At 66.7% G+C, this 16,147-nt stretch carries 15 protein-coding genes; 12 read left to right on the plus strand and 3 right to left on the minus strand.

Going from position 1 to position 16,147, the window contains the following annotated elements; all coding sequences use genetic code 11:
• Nucleotide 1 precedes the first annotated feature (1 nt).
• Complete coding sequence (locus R2707_12580; protein MEZ5245926.1) at nucleotides 2–934, minus strand: TIGR03621 family F420-dependent LLM class oxidoreductase; 933 nt, start codon at nucleotides 932–934, stop codon at nucleotides 2–4.
• 122 nt (nucleotides 935–1,056) lie between these two features.
• Between R2707_12580 and R2707_12585 the strand changes: the two genes are divergently transcribed.
• The 8 genes from R2707_12585 to R2707_12620 all read left to right on the plus strand — a co-directional run bounded on the left by R2707_12585 (nucleotide 1,057) and on the right by R2707_12620 (nucleotide 10,763).
• Nucleotides 1,057–2,196 (plus strand): substrate-binding domain-containing protein, encoded by a 1,140-nt coding sequence (locus tag R2707_12585; GenBank protein MEZ5245927.1) that lies wholly within the window; start codon nucleotides 1,057–1,059, stop codon nucleotides 2,194–2,196.
• Nucleotides 2,187–3,587 (plus strand): phosphate ABC transporter permease subunit PstC, encoded by a 1,401-nt coding sequence (pstC, locus tag R2707_12590; GenBank protein ID MEZ5245928.1) that lies wholly within the window; start codon nucleotides 2,187–2,189, stop codon nucleotides 3,585–3,587. The genes R2707_12585 and pstC overlap by 10 nt, the downstream gene beginning before the upstream one ends.
• Nucleotides 3,587–4,510: a phosphate ABC transporter permease PstA gene (gene pstA / locus R2707_12595; protein ID MEZ5245929.1), complete on the plus strand. Its 924-nt coding sequence runs from the start codon at nucleotides 3,587–3,589 to the stop codon at nucleotides 4,508–4,510. The genes pstC and pstA overlap by 1 nt, the downstream gene beginning before the upstream one ends.
• Nucleotides 4,511–4,515: 5 nt before the next feature.
• A complete protein-coding gene (pstB, locus tag R2707_12600) occupies nucleotides 4,516–5,370 on the plus strand; it encodes a phosphate ABC transporter ATP-binding protein PstB (GenBank protein MEZ5245930.1) in 855 nt (284 codons plus the stop codon).
• 19 nt (nucleotides 5,371–5,389) lie between these two features.
• On the plus strand, nucleotides 5,390–6,847 hold the full coding sequence (gene phoU / locus R2707_12605; protein MEZ5245931.1) for a phosphate signaling complex protein PhoU: 1,458 nt from the start codon (nucleotides 5,390–5,392) through the stop codon (nucleotides 6,845–6,847).
• A gap of 23 nt (nucleotides 6,848–6,870) precedes the next feature.
• On the plus strand, nucleotides 6,871–7,542 hold the full coding sequence (locus R2707_12610) for a response regulator transcription factor (GenBank protein MEZ5245932.1): 672 nt from the start codon (nucleotides 6,871–6,873) through the stop codon (nucleotides 7,540–7,542).
• Between the two features lie 101 nt (nucleotides 7,543–7,643).
• A complete protein-coding gene (pcrA, locus tag R2707_12615; protein ID MEZ5245933.1) occupies nucleotides 7,644–9,878 on the plus strand; it encodes a DNA helicase PcrA in 2,235 nt (744 codons plus the stop codon).
• A 120-nt stretch (nucleotides 9,879–9,998) separates the two neighbouring features.
• Entirely contained in the window at nucleotides 9,999–10,763 is a 765-nt protein-coding gene (locus tag R2707_12620) for a hypothetical protein (protein MEZ5245934.1), read from the plus strand.
• A gap of 6 nt (nucleotides 10,764–10,769) precedes the next feature.
• Here the strand turns inward: R2707_12620 and R2707_12625 are convergent, their stop codons facing one another.
• Nucleotides 10,770–11,336 carry a hypothetical protein gene (locus tag R2707_12625; protein ID MEZ5245935.1) on the minus strand — a complete coding sequence of 189 codons (567 nt, stop codon included), beginning with the start codon at nucleotides 11,334–11,336 and terminating at the stop codon, nucleotides 10,770–10,772.
• Nucleotides 11,337–11,461: 125 nt separating this feature from the next.
• Between R2707_12625 and sucC the strand changes: the two genes are divergently transcribed.
• The 4 genes from sucC to R2707_12645 all read left to right on the plus strand — a co-directional run bounded on the left by sucC (nucleotide 11,462) and on the right by R2707_12645 (nucleotide 15,669).
• Complete coding sequence (gene sucC, locus R2707_12630; protein MEZ5245936.1) at nucleotides 11,462–12,601, plus strand: ADP-forming succinate--CoA ligase subunit beta; 1,140 nt, start codon at nucleotides 11,462–11,464, stop codon at nucleotides 12,599–12,601.
• A gap of 11 nt (nucleotides 12,602–12,612) precedes the next feature.
• Complete coding sequence (gene sucD / locus R2707_12635) at nucleotides 12,613–13,497, plus strand: succinate--CoA ligase subunit alpha (protein MEZ5245937.1); 885 nt, start codon at nucleotides 12,613–12,615, stop codon at nucleotides 13,495–13,497.
• 115 nt (nucleotides 13,498–13,612) lie between these two features.
• A complete protein-coding gene (locus R2707_12640; GenBank protein ID MEZ5245938.1) occupies nucleotides 13,613–14,698 on the plus strand; it encodes an N-acetylmuramoyl-L-alanine amidase in 1,086 nt (361 codons plus the stop codon).
• Nucleotides 14,695–15,669: an N-acetylmuramoyl-L-alanine amidase gene (locus R2707_12645; protein ID MEZ5245939.1), complete on the plus strand. Its 975-nt coding sequence runs from the start codon at nucleotides 14,695–14,697 to the stop codon at nucleotides 15,667–15,669. The genes R2707_12640 and R2707_12645 overlap by 4 nt, the downstream gene beginning before the upstream one ends.
• Before the next feature lie 9 nt (nucleotides 15,670–15,678).
• Here the strand turns inward: R2707_12645 and R2707_12650 are convergent, their stop codons facing one another.
• A complete protein-coding gene (locus R2707_12650; protein MEZ5245940.1) occupies nucleotides 15,679–16,113 on the minus strand; it encodes a hypothetical protein in 435 nt (144 codons plus the stop codon).
• Between the last annotated feature and the right edge of the window lie 34 nt (nucleotides 16,114–16,147).

Here is a 16,147-nt window from a genome sequence, read left to right on the forward strand (position 1 = left end):
CTCAGCGGCCCGCCAGGCGCTCGACCACGGGTGCCATCGTGTCGATGGCGTCTGCGCTCCAGCTGACGTAGGAGATGCCCCAACGGTCGCGCCAGCGCCGTATGTCGTTGCACATCTCGTCGACCGTGCCGACCAGGACGTGGGGCATCTCGGCGGCCTCCTCGGCGCTCAGGTGGAAGCCGGGGGCCATCGACTCGATCAACGACTGCCGATCGTCGCTCGGCAGCACCATGTGGATGCGCGTCTGGAGGACGAGGTCGTCGAACCGTGGGCCGGCGGCGTCGCGAACTGCGGCGACCTTGGCATCGGTTCGGCTCGGCGAGCCGCTGGCACCGGCGGACGCGTCGAGCGTGCCGGAGGCGAGCGAGAGGTTGATCCCGACGATGTCGGCCTCGCGTCCGGCGAGACCGAGGACTCGGGGCCCGCCGCCGGCGATCATGAGTGGGGGATGGGGACGCTGCACCGGTTTCGGCAGACCTTCGTGGGCGACGATGCGGTAGTGGCTGCCGTCGAACGAGAACTCGCCGTCGGCGAAGGACCGCTTCATCACCGAGATCGCCTCGGCGAGACGATCGATGCGCACGCCCGGGCGATCGAGGATGATGCCGGCCTTTTCGTAGTCGGTGATCTTCCAGCCCGCACCGATGCCCCACTCGAGTCGCCCACCGGAGAGCACATCGAGCGTCGCCAACTCCTTCGCGAGCACCGCCGGGTTGCGGAAGTCGTTGGCCAGCACGAGCGTGGCGAGTCGGATCCGCTCGGTCGCCATCGCCGCGGCGGTGAGCGCGACGACCGGGGCACACCCCTCGTCGAGATGGTCGCTGATGGCGACGGCGTCGTAGCCCAGGTCCTCGGCGCGGACGGCGAGGGCGACGAGCTCCGTGGGATCGGCGACGGCGCCCACGGAGACACCGAACCGGAAGGGGTGCGACATGGTCGGCACGCTAGTCAGCGGCTGGCGGCGGCCACCTCGTTTACCGACTGTTCAGCTTCATTGCCTGATCGGTTCACCGTTCGGCCCCTCGCCCGCAAAGCTGGCTTCGTACCGTGCCGAGCATGCACAACAACCCATACAAGCGACGCTCCCTGTTCGCCGTCACGTTGCTCGTTGTCCTCGGTGTCTTCGCTGCGGCCTGTGGCGATGACAGCGGCGCGACGGATTCCAGCGACACGACGATCGACGCCAACAGTTCGGGCGACACGAGTTCTGGCGACACGAACACCATGGATGACACTTCGATGGACGGTCTCGAGGGCGAGTATCTCGTCTCGGGTTCGTCGACCGTCTTCCCGATCGTGCAGCAGCAGGCGGAGGAGTTCGCGGCCCTCGCTCCCGGTGTCGCGATCACCGTGGAAGGCCCGGGCTCGGGCGACGGCGCGAAGAAGTTCTGCGCCGGCGAAGCACCGATCGCGAATGCCTCGCGGCTGTTCAAGGACGAAGAGATCGAGATCTGCGAGGCCAATGGCATCGAGTTCATCGAGATCCGGCGGGGCATCGACGGCATCTCGGTGATCACCTCGTCGACCAATGATGCGATCGAGTGTGTGTCGTTCAATGACCTGTATGCGTTGTTGTCCGAGGAAGCGTTCGGGTTCGAGAGTTGGGCCGACGCGAATGCGTTGACGTCGGGCTGGGGCGGTACGACGTTCCCGGACGCGCCGCTCGACGTGTTCGCGCCGGGTGAGGAGTCGGGCACGTACGACTCGTTCGGCGAGATCGTGATCGAGTCGGTGGCGAGCGGCAAGACCGGGCTCGATCCCGAAGCCCGCGAGTTCGTCGAGACCATCCGACCCGACTACGCCGCCAATGCCAACGACAACGTCATCATCGAAGGCATCGCCGCGAGTCAGTACTCCCTCGGATGGGTGGGCTACGCCTTCGCCCACGAGGCGGCCGAGGCCGGCGACGTCAACCTCTTGGCAGTCAGCGTCGAGGACGGCGGCGAGTGCGTCACACCGACGCCGGAGACGATCGCTGACGCTTCCTTCCCGATCGCCCGCTTCCTCTACACGTACGTCAACGCCGAGGCCGCGGCGACCGACCCGTCGGTCGCCGCCTTCGTCGACTACATGATGAGCGACGTCGGCCTCGAATCGGTGCGAGCGGTCGGCTATGTGGACCTCGCCGCGTCGGATCAGGTGCGAGCCCAGGCCGTGTGGAACAACCGTCTCGTGGGGGCGGGCCAGTGGGAGTAGTCACCACGCCTGCGCTGTCCCGTCGTGCGACCGCCGCGTTGAGTGAGCCGCTCGCGTTCATCCTCGTTGCGATGGGAATCGCGTTGGTGGAGTACTTCGTCGCCGGGCCGGTGACCGACTTCGGGCCCTCGAACTTCTGGCTCGCCTTCGTGATGATGGCGATCTGGAATGGCTGGGAGTTCGCCGGGGCGACGACTGCGATCGGAGCGCTCACTGGGCAGCACATCGCACTCACCGACGGTACTCCCGCGCCCGTTCTGACGATCGTCATCCGTCAACTCGGCCGCTTCGGCGTCCTCTACGGCCTACCGGTCCTCGCCCTCGACTTCAGCGTCGTGGTCGTGCTGGTCATCTGGTCCATCGTCGGGATCGTGGTGTGGCGAACTCCTGCCCATCGGGCGCCGTGGGACCTCCTGGCCGGCACGCTCGTGGTCGACGGGTTCGAACGCTCCACGTCGGTCATCGATTTGCCCGAGATCCACGGCGCCGACGATCTGCGCCTCGAACCCGGCCGGGCCCGCGGCAACCGCCGCGCCGCGCGTGCGATGTTCGCGGCCGGCCTCGCCTCGGTCGTCGTGAGTGTCCTCATCATCTGGAACATCTTCACCGAGGCCGCGAAGTTCGTTTCCGACAGCGAGTTCGAGTGGGGGATCCTTACCGAACGCGGATGGTTCCCCCGCGGGGGCGAGTTTGACCTCTCGACATTGTTCGTCGGGACCCTCTGGGTCACCGGCATCGCCATGCTGGTGGCCGGACCCGTCGGTCTCGGCGTGGCCTTCTACCTCTCCGAGTACGCGTCTCCCCGGGTCCGTCGATTCGTCAAGCCGCTGATCGAGACGCTGGCGAGCATCCCCAGCGTTGTGATCGGTCTCTTCGCCATCAGCTTCATCGCGCCGACGGTGCTGTCCCGAATCTTCGACGACATCGGCATCTTCTCCATCCTGGCCGCCGGCATCGGTGTCGGTGTCCTCACCGTGCCGATCATCGCCTCGATCTCCGAGGATGCGATGCGGGCGGTTCCCATGGAACTTCGCGAGGCGAGTTACGGCCTCGGCGGGCGGAAGGTCACGACTGCCCTCCGGGTGGTGTTCCCGGCTGCGCTCTCGGGCATCTCGGCGGCGGCGATCGTCGGGGTCTCACGAGCGGTCGGCGAGACGATGGTCGTGTTCATCGCCGGCGGTGGCAATGGCATCTTCAACACCGATCCGATCCAACCGGGTCAGACGATCACGGCGGCGATGGCGTCGCTCGGGGCGGGCACCGATCAGGTCGCCGGCTCGGGCCTCGCGTTCCAGAGCCTCTACTTCCTCGGCGCAGTGCTGTTCGTGATGACCATGTTGTTGAACATCCTCTCCGATGCCGTCGTCCGCCGCTTCCGGCAGGTCTACTGATGGCGGTCGCCCGTTCGTCCGTGGTCGATCTCGCCGACCTGAAAGCGAGGAAGGGCGCGGACATCAAGGGCCAGATATTCCTCGGCCTCCTTCTGATCTCGGTAGCTCTTGCCTTTGCCATGGTGGGAGCCGTCTTCTGGAATGTGATCGTCGAGGCCTGGGACGTCCTGTCCGGGCGCCTCTGGGACTTCGTCCGGTCGCCGTCGTCGTCCGATCCGGCTCAGGCCGGCGTTGCCCAGGGAATCCGCGGCAGTCTCCTGATCGCCGGGATCGTGATGCTGACCTTCCCGATCGGCATCGCAGGCGCGGTCTATCTCGAGGAGTACGCGAACGACACGATCGCGACCCGGCTGATCCAGGTGACCGTCCGAAATCTCGCCGGCGTTCCCTCGATCGTCTACGGCCTGCTCGGTCTGGCCGTCTTCGTGCAGGGACTTCGCGGACTGACGGGCGGCTCCTCCGTGGTCGCCGCCGGCATCACGCTCGCCGTGCTCGTGCTGCCCGTGGTGGTGATCACCTCGGCCGAGGCTGTCCGGGCGGTGCCGGCGTCGTTGCGCGAGGGAGCTTACGGGCTCGGGGCCACCCAGTGGGAAGTGATCCGCTCGCAGGTGATCCCGGCAGCGATGCCCGGCATCCTCACCGGCACGGTTCTCGCCATCGCCCGGGCCCTCGGCGAAGCGGCTCCGTTGCTCGTGATCGGGGCGGCGGGCTTCTACACGACCGGCAACAACGACTTTCTCGAACAACTCCAGGGCGCTTTCACCGCCCTGCCGATGAACATCGCCAATTTCTCTCGACTCCCGGCCCAGACCTGGCGCGGCCACGCTGCGGCCGCGAGTGTGGTGCTGCTGGCGATGGTCTTCCTGATCAATCTCGTGGCGATCGTCGCTCGAGCCCGAATCTCCAAGAAACTCGGACGCTGATGCACATGACCGAATCCGAAACCCGTCCCGTCACCCGGCTCGCGCCCGACCTCGAAGTCATCGCGGACGACACCGCGGTCGCCGACCACGTGTTCAGCGTCCGCGATCTCAGCGTCTTCTACGGCGATCTGCGTGCGGTGGCCGATGTCAACCTCGATGTCCGTGAGCGAGAGATCACGGCGTTCATCGGCCCTTCCGGGTGCGGGAAGTCGACGGTTCTGCGTTGCTTCAACCGCATGAACGACCTGATCGACATCGCCCGCGTCGAGGGCAGCGTGCTCTATCACGGCGTCGATCTCTACGACCCCAGAGTCGACCCTGTCGCAGTGAGGCGTCGGGTCGGCATGGTGTTCCAGAAGCCGAATCCGTTCCCAAAGTCGATCTACGACAATGTCGCGTACGGTCCCAAGGTCGCGGGACAAAAGGGCAACCTCGACGAGGTGGTCGAGAAATCCCTGCGAAGCGCCGGCTTGTGGGACGAGGTCAAGGACCGGTTGGGTGAATCGGCGCTCGGGATGTCGGGTGGCCAGCAACAACGGCTGTGTATCGCTCGTGCGATTGCGATCAACCCGGACGTCCTCTTGATGGACGAGCCCTGCTCCGCGCTCGATCCGATCGCCACCGGGCGAATCGAAGAGCTCATGAAGGAGATCCAGAACGACTACACGATCGTCATCGTGACCCACAACATGCAGCAGGCAGCGCGAGTGAGCGACCGTACCGCCTTCTTCACCGCCGAGCTGGATGAGGGCACCGGCCAGCGACGGGGCAAACTTGTCGAACTCGGCGAGACCGGCACCATCTTCTCGAACCCGACCGACGAGCGGACCGAGGCGTATGTGACCGGCCGGTTCGGCTGAGTGGTCGTTAGGAGACCCCGTGAACGAGATCCGCACCAGCCTGGACGAACGCCTCCACCTGATTGAGGACCGGCTGTTGGCGATGACAGAACTGGTCGCCGAGCGGGTCGGCACCGTCACCTCTGCCATGCTCGAAGGCGACGTGGACACGGCAGACACGCTCGTGGCTGCCGACGACGACATCGATCTGCTCTCCCTGCAGGTCGAAGAGGGCTGCATCGACACGCTCGTGCGAGAGCAGCCGGTCGCCACCGACTTGCGCTTCGTCGTCGCGGCGATGCACATGAACATGGACATCGAGCGCAGTGGCGACCTCGTGAGCAACATCGCGAAGGCGATCGGTCGTCTCCAGGGCGCACATCCCGACGATCATGTCCGCGACCTCGTTGCTCGGATGAGCTCGCAGGCCCAGCTGCTGCTGCGGCGCGCCGCAGAGGCGTTCCGCAGTCGCGACTCTCAGCTGGCCGGTTCCATCAACGAGCTCGACGATGTGCTCGACGATCTCCACTACCGCTACATCCAGCATGTGATCGCTGACGCGCGGCGCGGTGCGCTCGATCCTCAGCAGTCGCTGCAGCTTGCGCTCGTGGGACGCTTCTACGAACGGATCGGGGACCATGCCGAGAATCTCGGCGAACGAGTTCGCTACATCATCGACGGATGGCTCCCCGAGGCGCAGGCTGCCGAGCGCGCCCGCGCCCGCCAGGAGACAGGTGAGCAGCGGCCGACCCGCGGTTTGGCGGTGATCGATTCGATCGCGGCGGAGCGGCGAATCGATGCAATCCGCCGAGACTTCGTCGCCAACGTGTCGCACGAGCTCAAGACTCCCGTCGGGGCGATGTCGTTGCTGGCCGAGACGCTCGTGAACGAGGACGACCCGACAGATCGACTCCGACTCTCCGAGATGCTGCAGAAGGAAGCGCAGCGCGTCGAGGACATCATCGATGACCTCCTCGAGCTGACCAGGCTCGAGGAAGCCGCAACCGGTGAGGACGACATCGACGTCGACGAGCTCGTCCAGAGCGCCGTCGACAAAGTGAGGGCGTTCGCGGGCACGCACCGCGTGGAGGTCGCGACCGTCGGACTTCCCTCGGGTTTGCGGCTGCGGGGTGAGCGCCGACAACTCGTCCGGGCGCTCACCAATCTGCTCGACAACGGCGTCCGCTACTCCGAGGCCGATCAGCGCATCACGATCACCGTAGAGCCGCGCGAGGGTTCCGTTGCCATCATCGTGAAGGACGAAGGCGTCGGCATTCCCCGCGCCGAACTCGAGCGGGTGTTCGAACGGTTCTACCGCGTCGATCGGGCGCGCAGCCGCGAGACTGGTGGTACCGGGCTCGGCTTGGCCATCGTCAGGCATGTCGCGCAGAACCACGGCGGGCGGGTGCTGGTCGAGTCGAAGCCGGGCGAAGGATCCAGCTTCTCGATGCAGCTGCCGCTCGCGGGCGCGGATGCGGCCGACGCCGAGTCGACGTGAACCCGGGCATCAGCATTCTCGTGGTGGACGACGAACCGTCGTTTCGCGAGGGGCTGCGTCAAGCACTCAAGCAGGAGGGCTTCATCGTCCACCTCGCCGCAGACGGCGAGGAGGCGCTCGAGGTGTGGCGGGCTCACAAGCCCGACCTCGTCCTCCTCGACGTGATGTTGCCCAGGATGTCAGGAATCGACGTCTGCCGCGAGATCCGCTCCGTGGACGAGACGCCGGTGATCATGGTGTCGGCCCGCAACGAGGAGATCGATGCAGTGGTCGCGCTCGAAGTCGGCGCCGATGACTATGTGGCCAAGCCGTATCGGGTCCGGGAGCTCGTGGCCCGTATGCGTACCGTGCTGCGACGAGCGAGCGCGGCGGCGCCGGGAGTCGGCGGCGACGTCGTCGTGCTCGAGGCCGGGGAGCTGCGTCTCGACCGTGAGCGCCATGAGGTGACGGTCAAGGGTGAAGAAGTGCAGCTCCCGCTGAAAGAGTTCGAACTGCTCGCCCTGCTGATGGACAACAAAGGACTGGTGGTCACCCGTCAGACGCTCATCGACCGGGTGTGGGGCTACGACTACGTCGGCGACACGAAGACGCTCGACGTCCACATCAAGCGTCTCCGGGCCAAGGTCGAACCCAACCCCGACACCCCCGAGCTGATCGTCACCATCCGCGGCCTCGGCTACAAACTCGTCGCCTGAGAAAGTATCCGGGGGTCAGACACCCATACCTTCTCGTGTAGCGGGTGTCTGACACCGGTGTGGCGGGGCAGGGTGTCAGATGTCGTCGGTAGGGTGGCCGGGTGCCCGACTCGTCCCTCTTCGATGGCCTGAACCCGGCCCAGTTCGATGCCGTCGTCCACACCGGTGGGCCGCTGCTGGTCGTCGCCGGCGCGGGATCGGGCAAGACGCGTGTGCTCACCCATCGCATCGCCCACCTGATCGACGAGGGACTGTCGCCGTTCGAGATTCTCGCCATCACCTTCACCAACAAGGCCGCGGGGGAGATGAAGCACCGGGTCGGTGGGCTCGTCGGGCCTGTCGCCGAGCGGATGTGGGTCTCCACGTTCCACTCGGCCTGCGTTCGCATTCTGCGCCGCGATGTCGAGCGGCTCGGATTCCCGTCGCGGTTCTCGATCTACGACCAGGCCGACGCCGTACGCCTCGTGGGCTACGTCATCCGCGATCTCAACCTCGACCCGAAGCGGTTCCCGCCCCGCTCGGTCCACGCCGCCATCTCTGCGGCGAAGAACGACAACATCAGCGCGATGGTCTACGCCGAAGAGGCACAGCAGATCTTCGAGCGCAAGATCGCCGACGTCTACTTCGAATACCAGAAGCGTCTGCTGACGGCCGGGGCGATGGACTTCGATGATCTGCTGCAGCGGACGGTCGAGCTCTTCCGTACCCATCCCGACGTGCTCGACAGTTGGCGACGCCGGTTCGGCCACGTCCTCGTCGACGAGTACCAGGACACCAACCCGGTCCAGAACGATCTGGTGCTGATGCTCAGCGAGGAGCACCGTCAGGTGACCGTCGTGGGCGACAGTGACCAATCGATCTACCGGTTCCGCGGCGCCGACATCCGCAACATCCTCGAGTTCGAGGAGGCGTTCCCCGACGCGAGCGTGGTCGTGCTCGAGCAGAACTATCGCTCCACACAGTCGATCCTCGATGCTGCGAACGCGGTCATCGCCAAGAACATCGGCCGCAAGCCCAAGGACCTCTGGACCGACCAGGGGCCGGGCGAGAAGATCGTCCGCTACCACGCCGACGACGAGTCCGACGAGTCGCAATACGTCGCCAACGAGATCGCCCGGCTCCACGATCACGAGCAGGTCCGCTACGACGAGATCGCGGTCTTCTACCGAGCCAACGCCCAGTCCCGTGTGCTCGAGGAGTTCCTGCTGCGGGTCGGCATCCCCTACAAGGTCGTCGGCGGCACCCGTTTCTATGACCGTCGTGAGATCAAGGACGCCATCGCCTACCTGCGGGCCATCGTCAATCCCACCGACGAGGTGTCGGTCAAGCGGGTGATCAACGTCCCAAAGCGCGGAGTGGGCGATTCCTCCATCGGCAAGCTCGATGCGTGGGCCAACGCGACCGGCGAGTCCTTCGACCAGGCCGTGGTCCGATTCGACGAGGCCGGGGTCACCGGGCGAGCCGCCACGGGTCTCGAGAAGTTCCTCGTGCTGACCACCGAGATCCGCAAGCTCGATGCCGGTCCCGCCACGATCATCGAGGAGGCGCTCGATCGGTCGGGCTACCTCGAGGAGCTGCAGGCCGAGCGTTCGGTCGAGGCCGAAGGCCGGCTCGAGAACCTCTCGGAGCTCGTCGGTATGGCCCGCGACTACGAGACGGTCGACGAGTTCCTCGAGCAGATCTCGCTCGTCAGCGACACCGACGACACCGATGACGACGAGTCGACCGTGACGCTCATGACCCTCCACTCGGCCAAGGGGCTCGAGTACCCGTACGTGTTCATCATCGGGATGGAGGACGGCGTCTTCCCCCACATCCGTTCGCTCGGTGAACCCCACGAGCTCGAGGAAGAACGGCGTCTCGCCTACGTCGGGATCACCCGGGCGATGCAGAAGCTCTATCTCACCAACGCGTGGAGCCGGATGCTCCACGGGACGACGCAATACAACCCGCCGAGCCGGTTCCTCGACGAGATCCCGTCAGAGCTGGTCGAAGAGGTCGGCGGCTCGCGACTGCGCAGCCGACGCGACCGGAGTTCCTACGGAAGCAGCGGCACCAGCTACGGCGGCGATCGTCAGCGGATCGGCGCCGAGCGTGAGCGTGCGCACCGCGACCGAGTGGTCGAGCAGGCCATGGCCGCAGGCAGCGCACCGACACCGTCGGGGGCGGAAACCATGGGCCTGCGGATCGGCGACGATGTGCGTCACGCTCAGTGGGGCGAGGGGATCATCATCGACATCGAGGGATCGGGCGACAAGGCCGAGGCCAGCGTGCATTTCCCCAGCGTCGGCGAGAAGCGACTCCTGCTCTCGTGGGCTCCGCTCGAGAAACTCTGACGGCCTCGTAGGCTCCGGCGGAGGTTTTCTGGGGCTTTTGACTCATATCCGTTGATGACACACGACATCGGCCGACACGAAGAGTGACATGTCACTGTTCCCCGAGCGCTCGGCGCTGCGATGACGGGCGTACGCGCACCGTTGCCGGTCACCTCATCGACGATGGGGCGGCGTACCTTCCTCGGCCGCACGGCCCTGGCCGGTGCTGCGGTCTGGGCCGCGCCCACCGTGATCTCGATGGACCCGGTCGCGGCTGCGGTCGGATCCTGCTCCGGCGTCTCCGTCTGTGAGTTCTCGTCCGGACTCGAGGGATGGACGATCGACAACTCGTGGGGAAGCGGGGTCAACGGGCTCTGGAACCACAACACGGAGGCCTCACGAGACGGTGGGTCGCTGCACTACGGCCGAGGGACGAACGGCAACTTCCGCACCGGCAACAACCGCAACAGCGGTCGCGTCCTCTCGCCCGAGTTCGAGATCCCGAGCACGGGGCCGAACACCGTCAAGTTCACGGTGTGGCGCGAAGTGGAGAAGCAGGACCCCGGCTACGACCGGTTGCGCTTGCTCATCCTCGGCTCGTCCACGAACACGCTCTACCAGGTGTCGTCGATCGGAGACACGAGCGGCTTCGAGTCGTACACCATCACGATCCCGTCGTCGTTCAACGGTCAGACCGTGCGGTTCCAGTTCGATTTCGACACTCGTGACGGCCTCTACAACGACCACGAGGGGATCTATGTCGGGCGGTTCGAGGTGACGGCGTGCCCGCCTGCGGGTGCCGATGCGGGTGCGTCTCCCGGGTTGGCGCCCGCCGGCTTCTCGTCCTTCGCGCCGTCATCCGCCTCCTTGTCGACCGAGGCCGACGACCCCGTCCCGGCGCGCTGACCGCGACTATTCAGGGCAGCTCAGGTTCGGGCCATCGGGGGCCGGCTGCTCGGTGTCGGGATCGGCGAGTCGTGCGTCGACCTCTTCCTGGGTCTCGTTGAGGAAGACGATGACCTTGTCGTCGATCACCGCGACCGGTAGACGTTCGAGCCCGCATCCGAGTTCGTTGAATGTGACGGTGTCGCATTCGAAGTCGGTGCTCGAGACGAGCGTGAACGTGCGTCGCTCCGGGTTCCACACTGCAGAGCAGTCTCGCGGGTCGATTCCCCGGCGGGCTTCGAATGCCAGCCACCCGACTGCGGGATCGTCGCCGATGTGCTGGAGGAAGATGTCGCGAGCGCCTCTCGAACCGGCATCGGCGTAGAGGATCGGGCCCCGCGCCGCGATCTCCTCGCTGATGCGACCCGTGAACCCGGCGTCGAAACTCGTGTCGCCGAGCTGCACCGTCACGGTGTCGCTCGATTGCGCGACCCACACCACCATCGCCCCGAGGAGGAGGGCGATGACGACACCGGTGATGCCGACGAGCACTGCACTGCGGGCATTGATCTGGGGGCCTCTCGCGACGGGCATGATTCCTTGCTCCCAGCAGTGGGCGAATGTGGAGGGGACGGGCGGACCCGCCTAGTATCGCCGGTGTGCCGCCGCTGAGCCGCCTCGGCCGGTGATGGCACTTTTCGCGTCAGCAGGAGGAAGCGATGGATCTGTTCGAGCATCAGGGCAAGGAGTTCTTTGCCCAGTACGGCATGCCGGTCTCACCCGGTGAGGCCGCCTTCAGCGTCGACGAGGCGGTCGCCGCCGCCGAGCGCCTGGGAACCCCCGTGATGGTGAAGGCGCAGGTCCACACGGGCGGGCGGGGCAAAGCCGGTGGCGTGAAGTTCGCCGCCGACATCGACGCCGTGCGCGAGCACGCCGGCAACATCCTCGGCCTCGACATCAACGGCCACATCGTGCAGCGCCTCTGGATCGAGAAGGCCTCCGACATCGCCGAGGAGTACTACGCGAGCTTCACGCTCGATCGCTCGGCGAAGAAGCACCTCGGCATGCTCTCGAAGGAGGGCGGGGTCGAGATCGAGACCGTCGCCGAGGAGAACCCCGATGCGATCGCCAAGATCTGGATCGACCCGGTCGACGGCCTGACCGAGGCCGCCTGTCGCGAGTGGGTCGCCGCGGCCAACCTGCCGGACGCCGCGGTCGAAGGCACGGTCGACATCCTCCAGAAGCTCTACACCGCCTATACCGAAGGTGACGCCGACCTCGTCGAGATCAACCCGCTGATCCTCACCCCCGAGGGCAGGGTCCACGTGCTCGACGCCAAGGTGACCCTCGACGGCAACAGCGAGTTCCGTCACCCCGACTATGCGCAATACGACGCGACACAGCCGCGCGACGAGCGCGAGGAAGCGGCCCACGCGAAGGGGCTGCAATACGTGGGTCTCGAAGGATCCGTCGGCGTCATCGCCAACGGTGCCGGTCTCGCGATGAGCACGGTCGACGTGGTCAACCAGGTCGGCGGCAAGCCCGCCAACTTCCTCGACATCGGCGGCGGTGCCAATGCCGATGTCATGGCCGGCGCGCTCGAGGTGATCAACAACGACCCCAACGTGAAGTCCATCTTCATCAACATCTTCGGCGGCATCACCCGTGGTGAAGAGGTGGCCAACGGCATCCTCGAAGCCATGAAGCGGGTCGACATCGATTCGCCGATCGTGATCCGCCTCGACGGCACCAACGCCGACGAGGGCCGCGAGATCCTGCGCCCCAACCTGAACGACAAGTTGATGATGGAAGAGACCATGCTCGATGCAGCCCGCAAGGCTGTGGAACTGGCGAGCTGAGGAGACCCGAGATGAGCATTTTCGTAGACGAGAACACCAAGGTCATCTATCAGGGCCTCACCGGTTCCCAGGGCAGCTATTACGGCCGCCTCAACGCCGAGTACGGCACGCAGGTGGTCGCCGGCACGCATCCCACGAAAGCCGGCACCGACGTCGACGGCGTGCCGATCTTCGCCAGTGTCGCCGACGCCGTCGCAGCCACCGGCGCGACCGCCAGCTGCATCTTCATCCCGGCACCGGGCGTTCGAAGCGCAGTCATGGAAGCGGCCGAAGGGGGCGTCGAGTTCATCGTGGCCATCACCGAGGGCGTACCCGCCCACGACGAGGCGTACTTCTACAACGACCTCAAGCGGAACTTCCCCAACGTCCGCCTGCTCGGCCCGAACTGCCCCGGCATCATCAGCCCCGGCAAGTGCAACATCGGCATCACCGCCGGTCACATCGCGAAGGCGGGCGGCCCGGTCGGCATCGTGAGCCGCTCCGGCACGCTCACCTATCAGGCCCTCTACGAGCTGAAGCAGAAGGACATCGGTGTGACCACCTGTGTCGGCATCGGCGGCGATCCCGTCCCCGGCACCTCGTTCATCGACTGCCTCGAGGCCTTCGAGGCCGACCCCGAGACCAAGGCGGTCATGATGATCGGCGAGATCGGCGGATCGGCCGAGGAAGAAGCGGCCGAGTTCATCAAGAACCACATGACCAAGCCGGTGTCGTCCTACATCGCCGGCGTGACCGCTCCTCCCGGCAAGAAGATGGGCCATGCCGGCGCCATCGTGTCGGGCGGCAAGGGAACCGCGGCGGCGAAGATGGAAGCGCTCGCCGACGCAGGTGTGAAGGTCGGTCACAACCCGACCGAAGCCGGCGAACTCATGGCGGAGATCGTCGCCAATCTCTGACCGTTCACCGGTTCTGTGAGCTTGAGTGCCGCTGTACGCGGTGCTCAAGCTCACAGAACGGCGGTGGGAGGGGGAGTGGCACCACTTGGGTGCCGAAGACTGCAAGCGTGGAGGGGTGCGCCCCCTCCACGCTTTGCTTTGTGCCGTCGTGATGGTCGCCGTCGCCTGTGGAACCCGCTCCGTAGAGGTCGCCGACGAGACGACGATCGACGATCCGGCCGGCGGCGCCGCGTCCTCGACGACGTCCTCCACGACCCTTCCGTCGACCACGACCCTTGCGTCGACCACAACCGTGCCAACTCCCACGGGCGTGCCCACATCCACGACCACGACGACGACCCCGCCCTTCGTGCTCGACGAGGAGGGCGTACCGGTCAACGGCCAGAGCGACGGCGTCGTGATCACCACCACGGGCTGGGTCGTGCCGGTGCTGGATGACGACACCGACGGCTGGCGGGTCTGGACACCCTGTGGGCGTGAGGGCTTCGTGGGCGCCGGCGAGTTCGTCGCGGGTGCCGACGTCGTTCTCGATCCCGGTCACGGCGGGTCGGAGCCGGGGGCGGTCGGCCCGGGCGGGACTCGCGAGGCCGACATCAACCTCCAGGTCGCCCGGCGGGTTCGCGATGCCCTCGAGGCCGACGGCTACCGCGTGGTGATGACCCGCGACAGCGACGTCCGCGTCCCGATCGTCACCCGGGCCGAGATCGCGTTGGCGCTCGACCCGATCGCCAACATCTCGATCCACCACAACGCGGGCACCGAAGCGGTCAGCAGCGAGCCCGGCACGGAGATGTTCTTCCAGCTGGCCTCGCCCGAATCGAAGCGGCTCGCCGGCCTGCTCTACGAGGAGACCCGCGAGTTCCTCGATCCTCTCGGGTCGACCTGGTTCGCGCTCGAGGACGCCGGCGCGATGGGGCGTGAGAACCGCGACGGCGGCGACTACTACGGGGTGCTGCGGCGACCGGCCGGGGTGACCAGCGTGCTCGCCGAGTTCGCCTACATCACCAACCCGGTCGAGGAGGACCTGCTCAACCGGGCCGACGTGCAGGACGGGCTGGCGGAGGCGGTGCGGGCCGCCGTCGAGCGCTTCGTCGACACTGCGGATCCCGGCTCGGGGTTCACGCTCGACCCGCTCTTTCGCGGATACGGCCCGTCCGGTGCGGGGCGAACGACGAACTGCTCCGATCCGGCCCTCCAATGACCGCCCGCCCGATCGCACTCGCGGTCCTCGTTGCGCTCGGCGCCGGTTGCGTGAGCGGCGGCGCCGAGGTGGCCGAGCCCGTACCGACGCTCTTCGACGACGAGGTGGTGCCGTCGACATCGGCCCCGGCCGACGAGACCACCTCGTCGACCGCCTCCACCACGACGATCCCCGTGGTCGATCGGCTGCCCGCACTGGCCGAGGACGTGCCCGGCGCGATCGTGTCGGACGACGGGGTGGTGCTGCCGGTCACGGGTACCGACGGCGAGGTCTTCTTCCTGCTCGGGCCGTGCGGCGGCGAGCAGATCGAGCCGGTGTCGACGGCGACCCGCGTCGGCCCGCAGCACGTTGTGCTCGATCCCGGCGGGGGCGACGACGAGGCGGGTCGGGTGAACCTCGCGGTCGCTCGGCGCACCGCCGAGGAGCTCGCGGCCGACGGTGTGGCCGTGGTGCTGACCCGCACGAGCGATGCGCAACTCGGCGCGGGGACCCGGGGCGCGGTCGGGCCGGCCGTCGGCGCCGCGGTGCTGGTCTCCATCCAACGAGGCGACGGTTACGCCGTGACCGACGATCCGCGGCCGACGGTCTTCCATCGTGCCGACGACCCGGAGAGTCGTCGGCTCGCCGGGCTCATCCATCACGAGGTCGAGTTGTCGTTCGCCGATCTCGACGGCCCGTTCACCGCCCACGCCGAGCCGGGCGTGCGGCCGTTGCTCAACCAGCGTGGCGAGGACTTCTTCCGGGTGCTCCAGACCAGCCCCGGCGTCGCCGCGGCGAGGGTGGAGCTCCTGGGCCTCGACGAAAACGAAACGGCCCTCCTCTCTTCGGAGGAGGGCCGTGAATTCGAAGCTCGGGCCCTGGCCGATGCGATCGTGCGCTTCCTCGTCACGAACGAGGAAGGCGACGGGTTCGTCGACCCGGTCGAGACCATGCGAACCGCGCCGACGACAGATGCGCCGGGCGGCTGCTGACCCGGCAGATCAGAACTGCGTGGGCGGTGTGGCGTCGCCGCTGTCGGCTCCGGCCTCCATGACCGCGCCGACGGTCATCGCGATCGCGGCGAGCGTCGACAGCCAGAGGCCGATGCCGACATCGCCCCGCACGACGAATCCGATCGTGATGATCACGGCGAAGAGGCTCAGCACGATGTGGGCCTGGGCGTGGGTGAAGCCGAACGGGAGCGACGGCAGGTTGACGTTGCCGAACTGACGCGCGGCGACGCCCCCGCCGATGACCAGACCGATCAGGGCGGCGACGATGCCGAGCAGGCCGAAGAAGTCGGTGTCCCAGGCATTGGCTCCGAAGTCGAAGGCTCCCTCTCCGATGCTCACCCAGTCGAGGAACGTGCCCAAGAGGAGCACGGCCCCTCCACCCATGAGCATGATCGTGCTGGGTTTGATGTCGCTGCTGTCCATGTGTTTTCCTCCCGCGGTACACCTACGAATACAG

This window comes from Acidimicrobiales bacterium (assembly GCA_041394245.1).
Taxonomy (GTDB): domain Bacteria; phylum Actinomycetota; class Acidimicrobiia; order Acidimicrobiales; family Aldehydirespiratoraceae; genus JAJRXC01.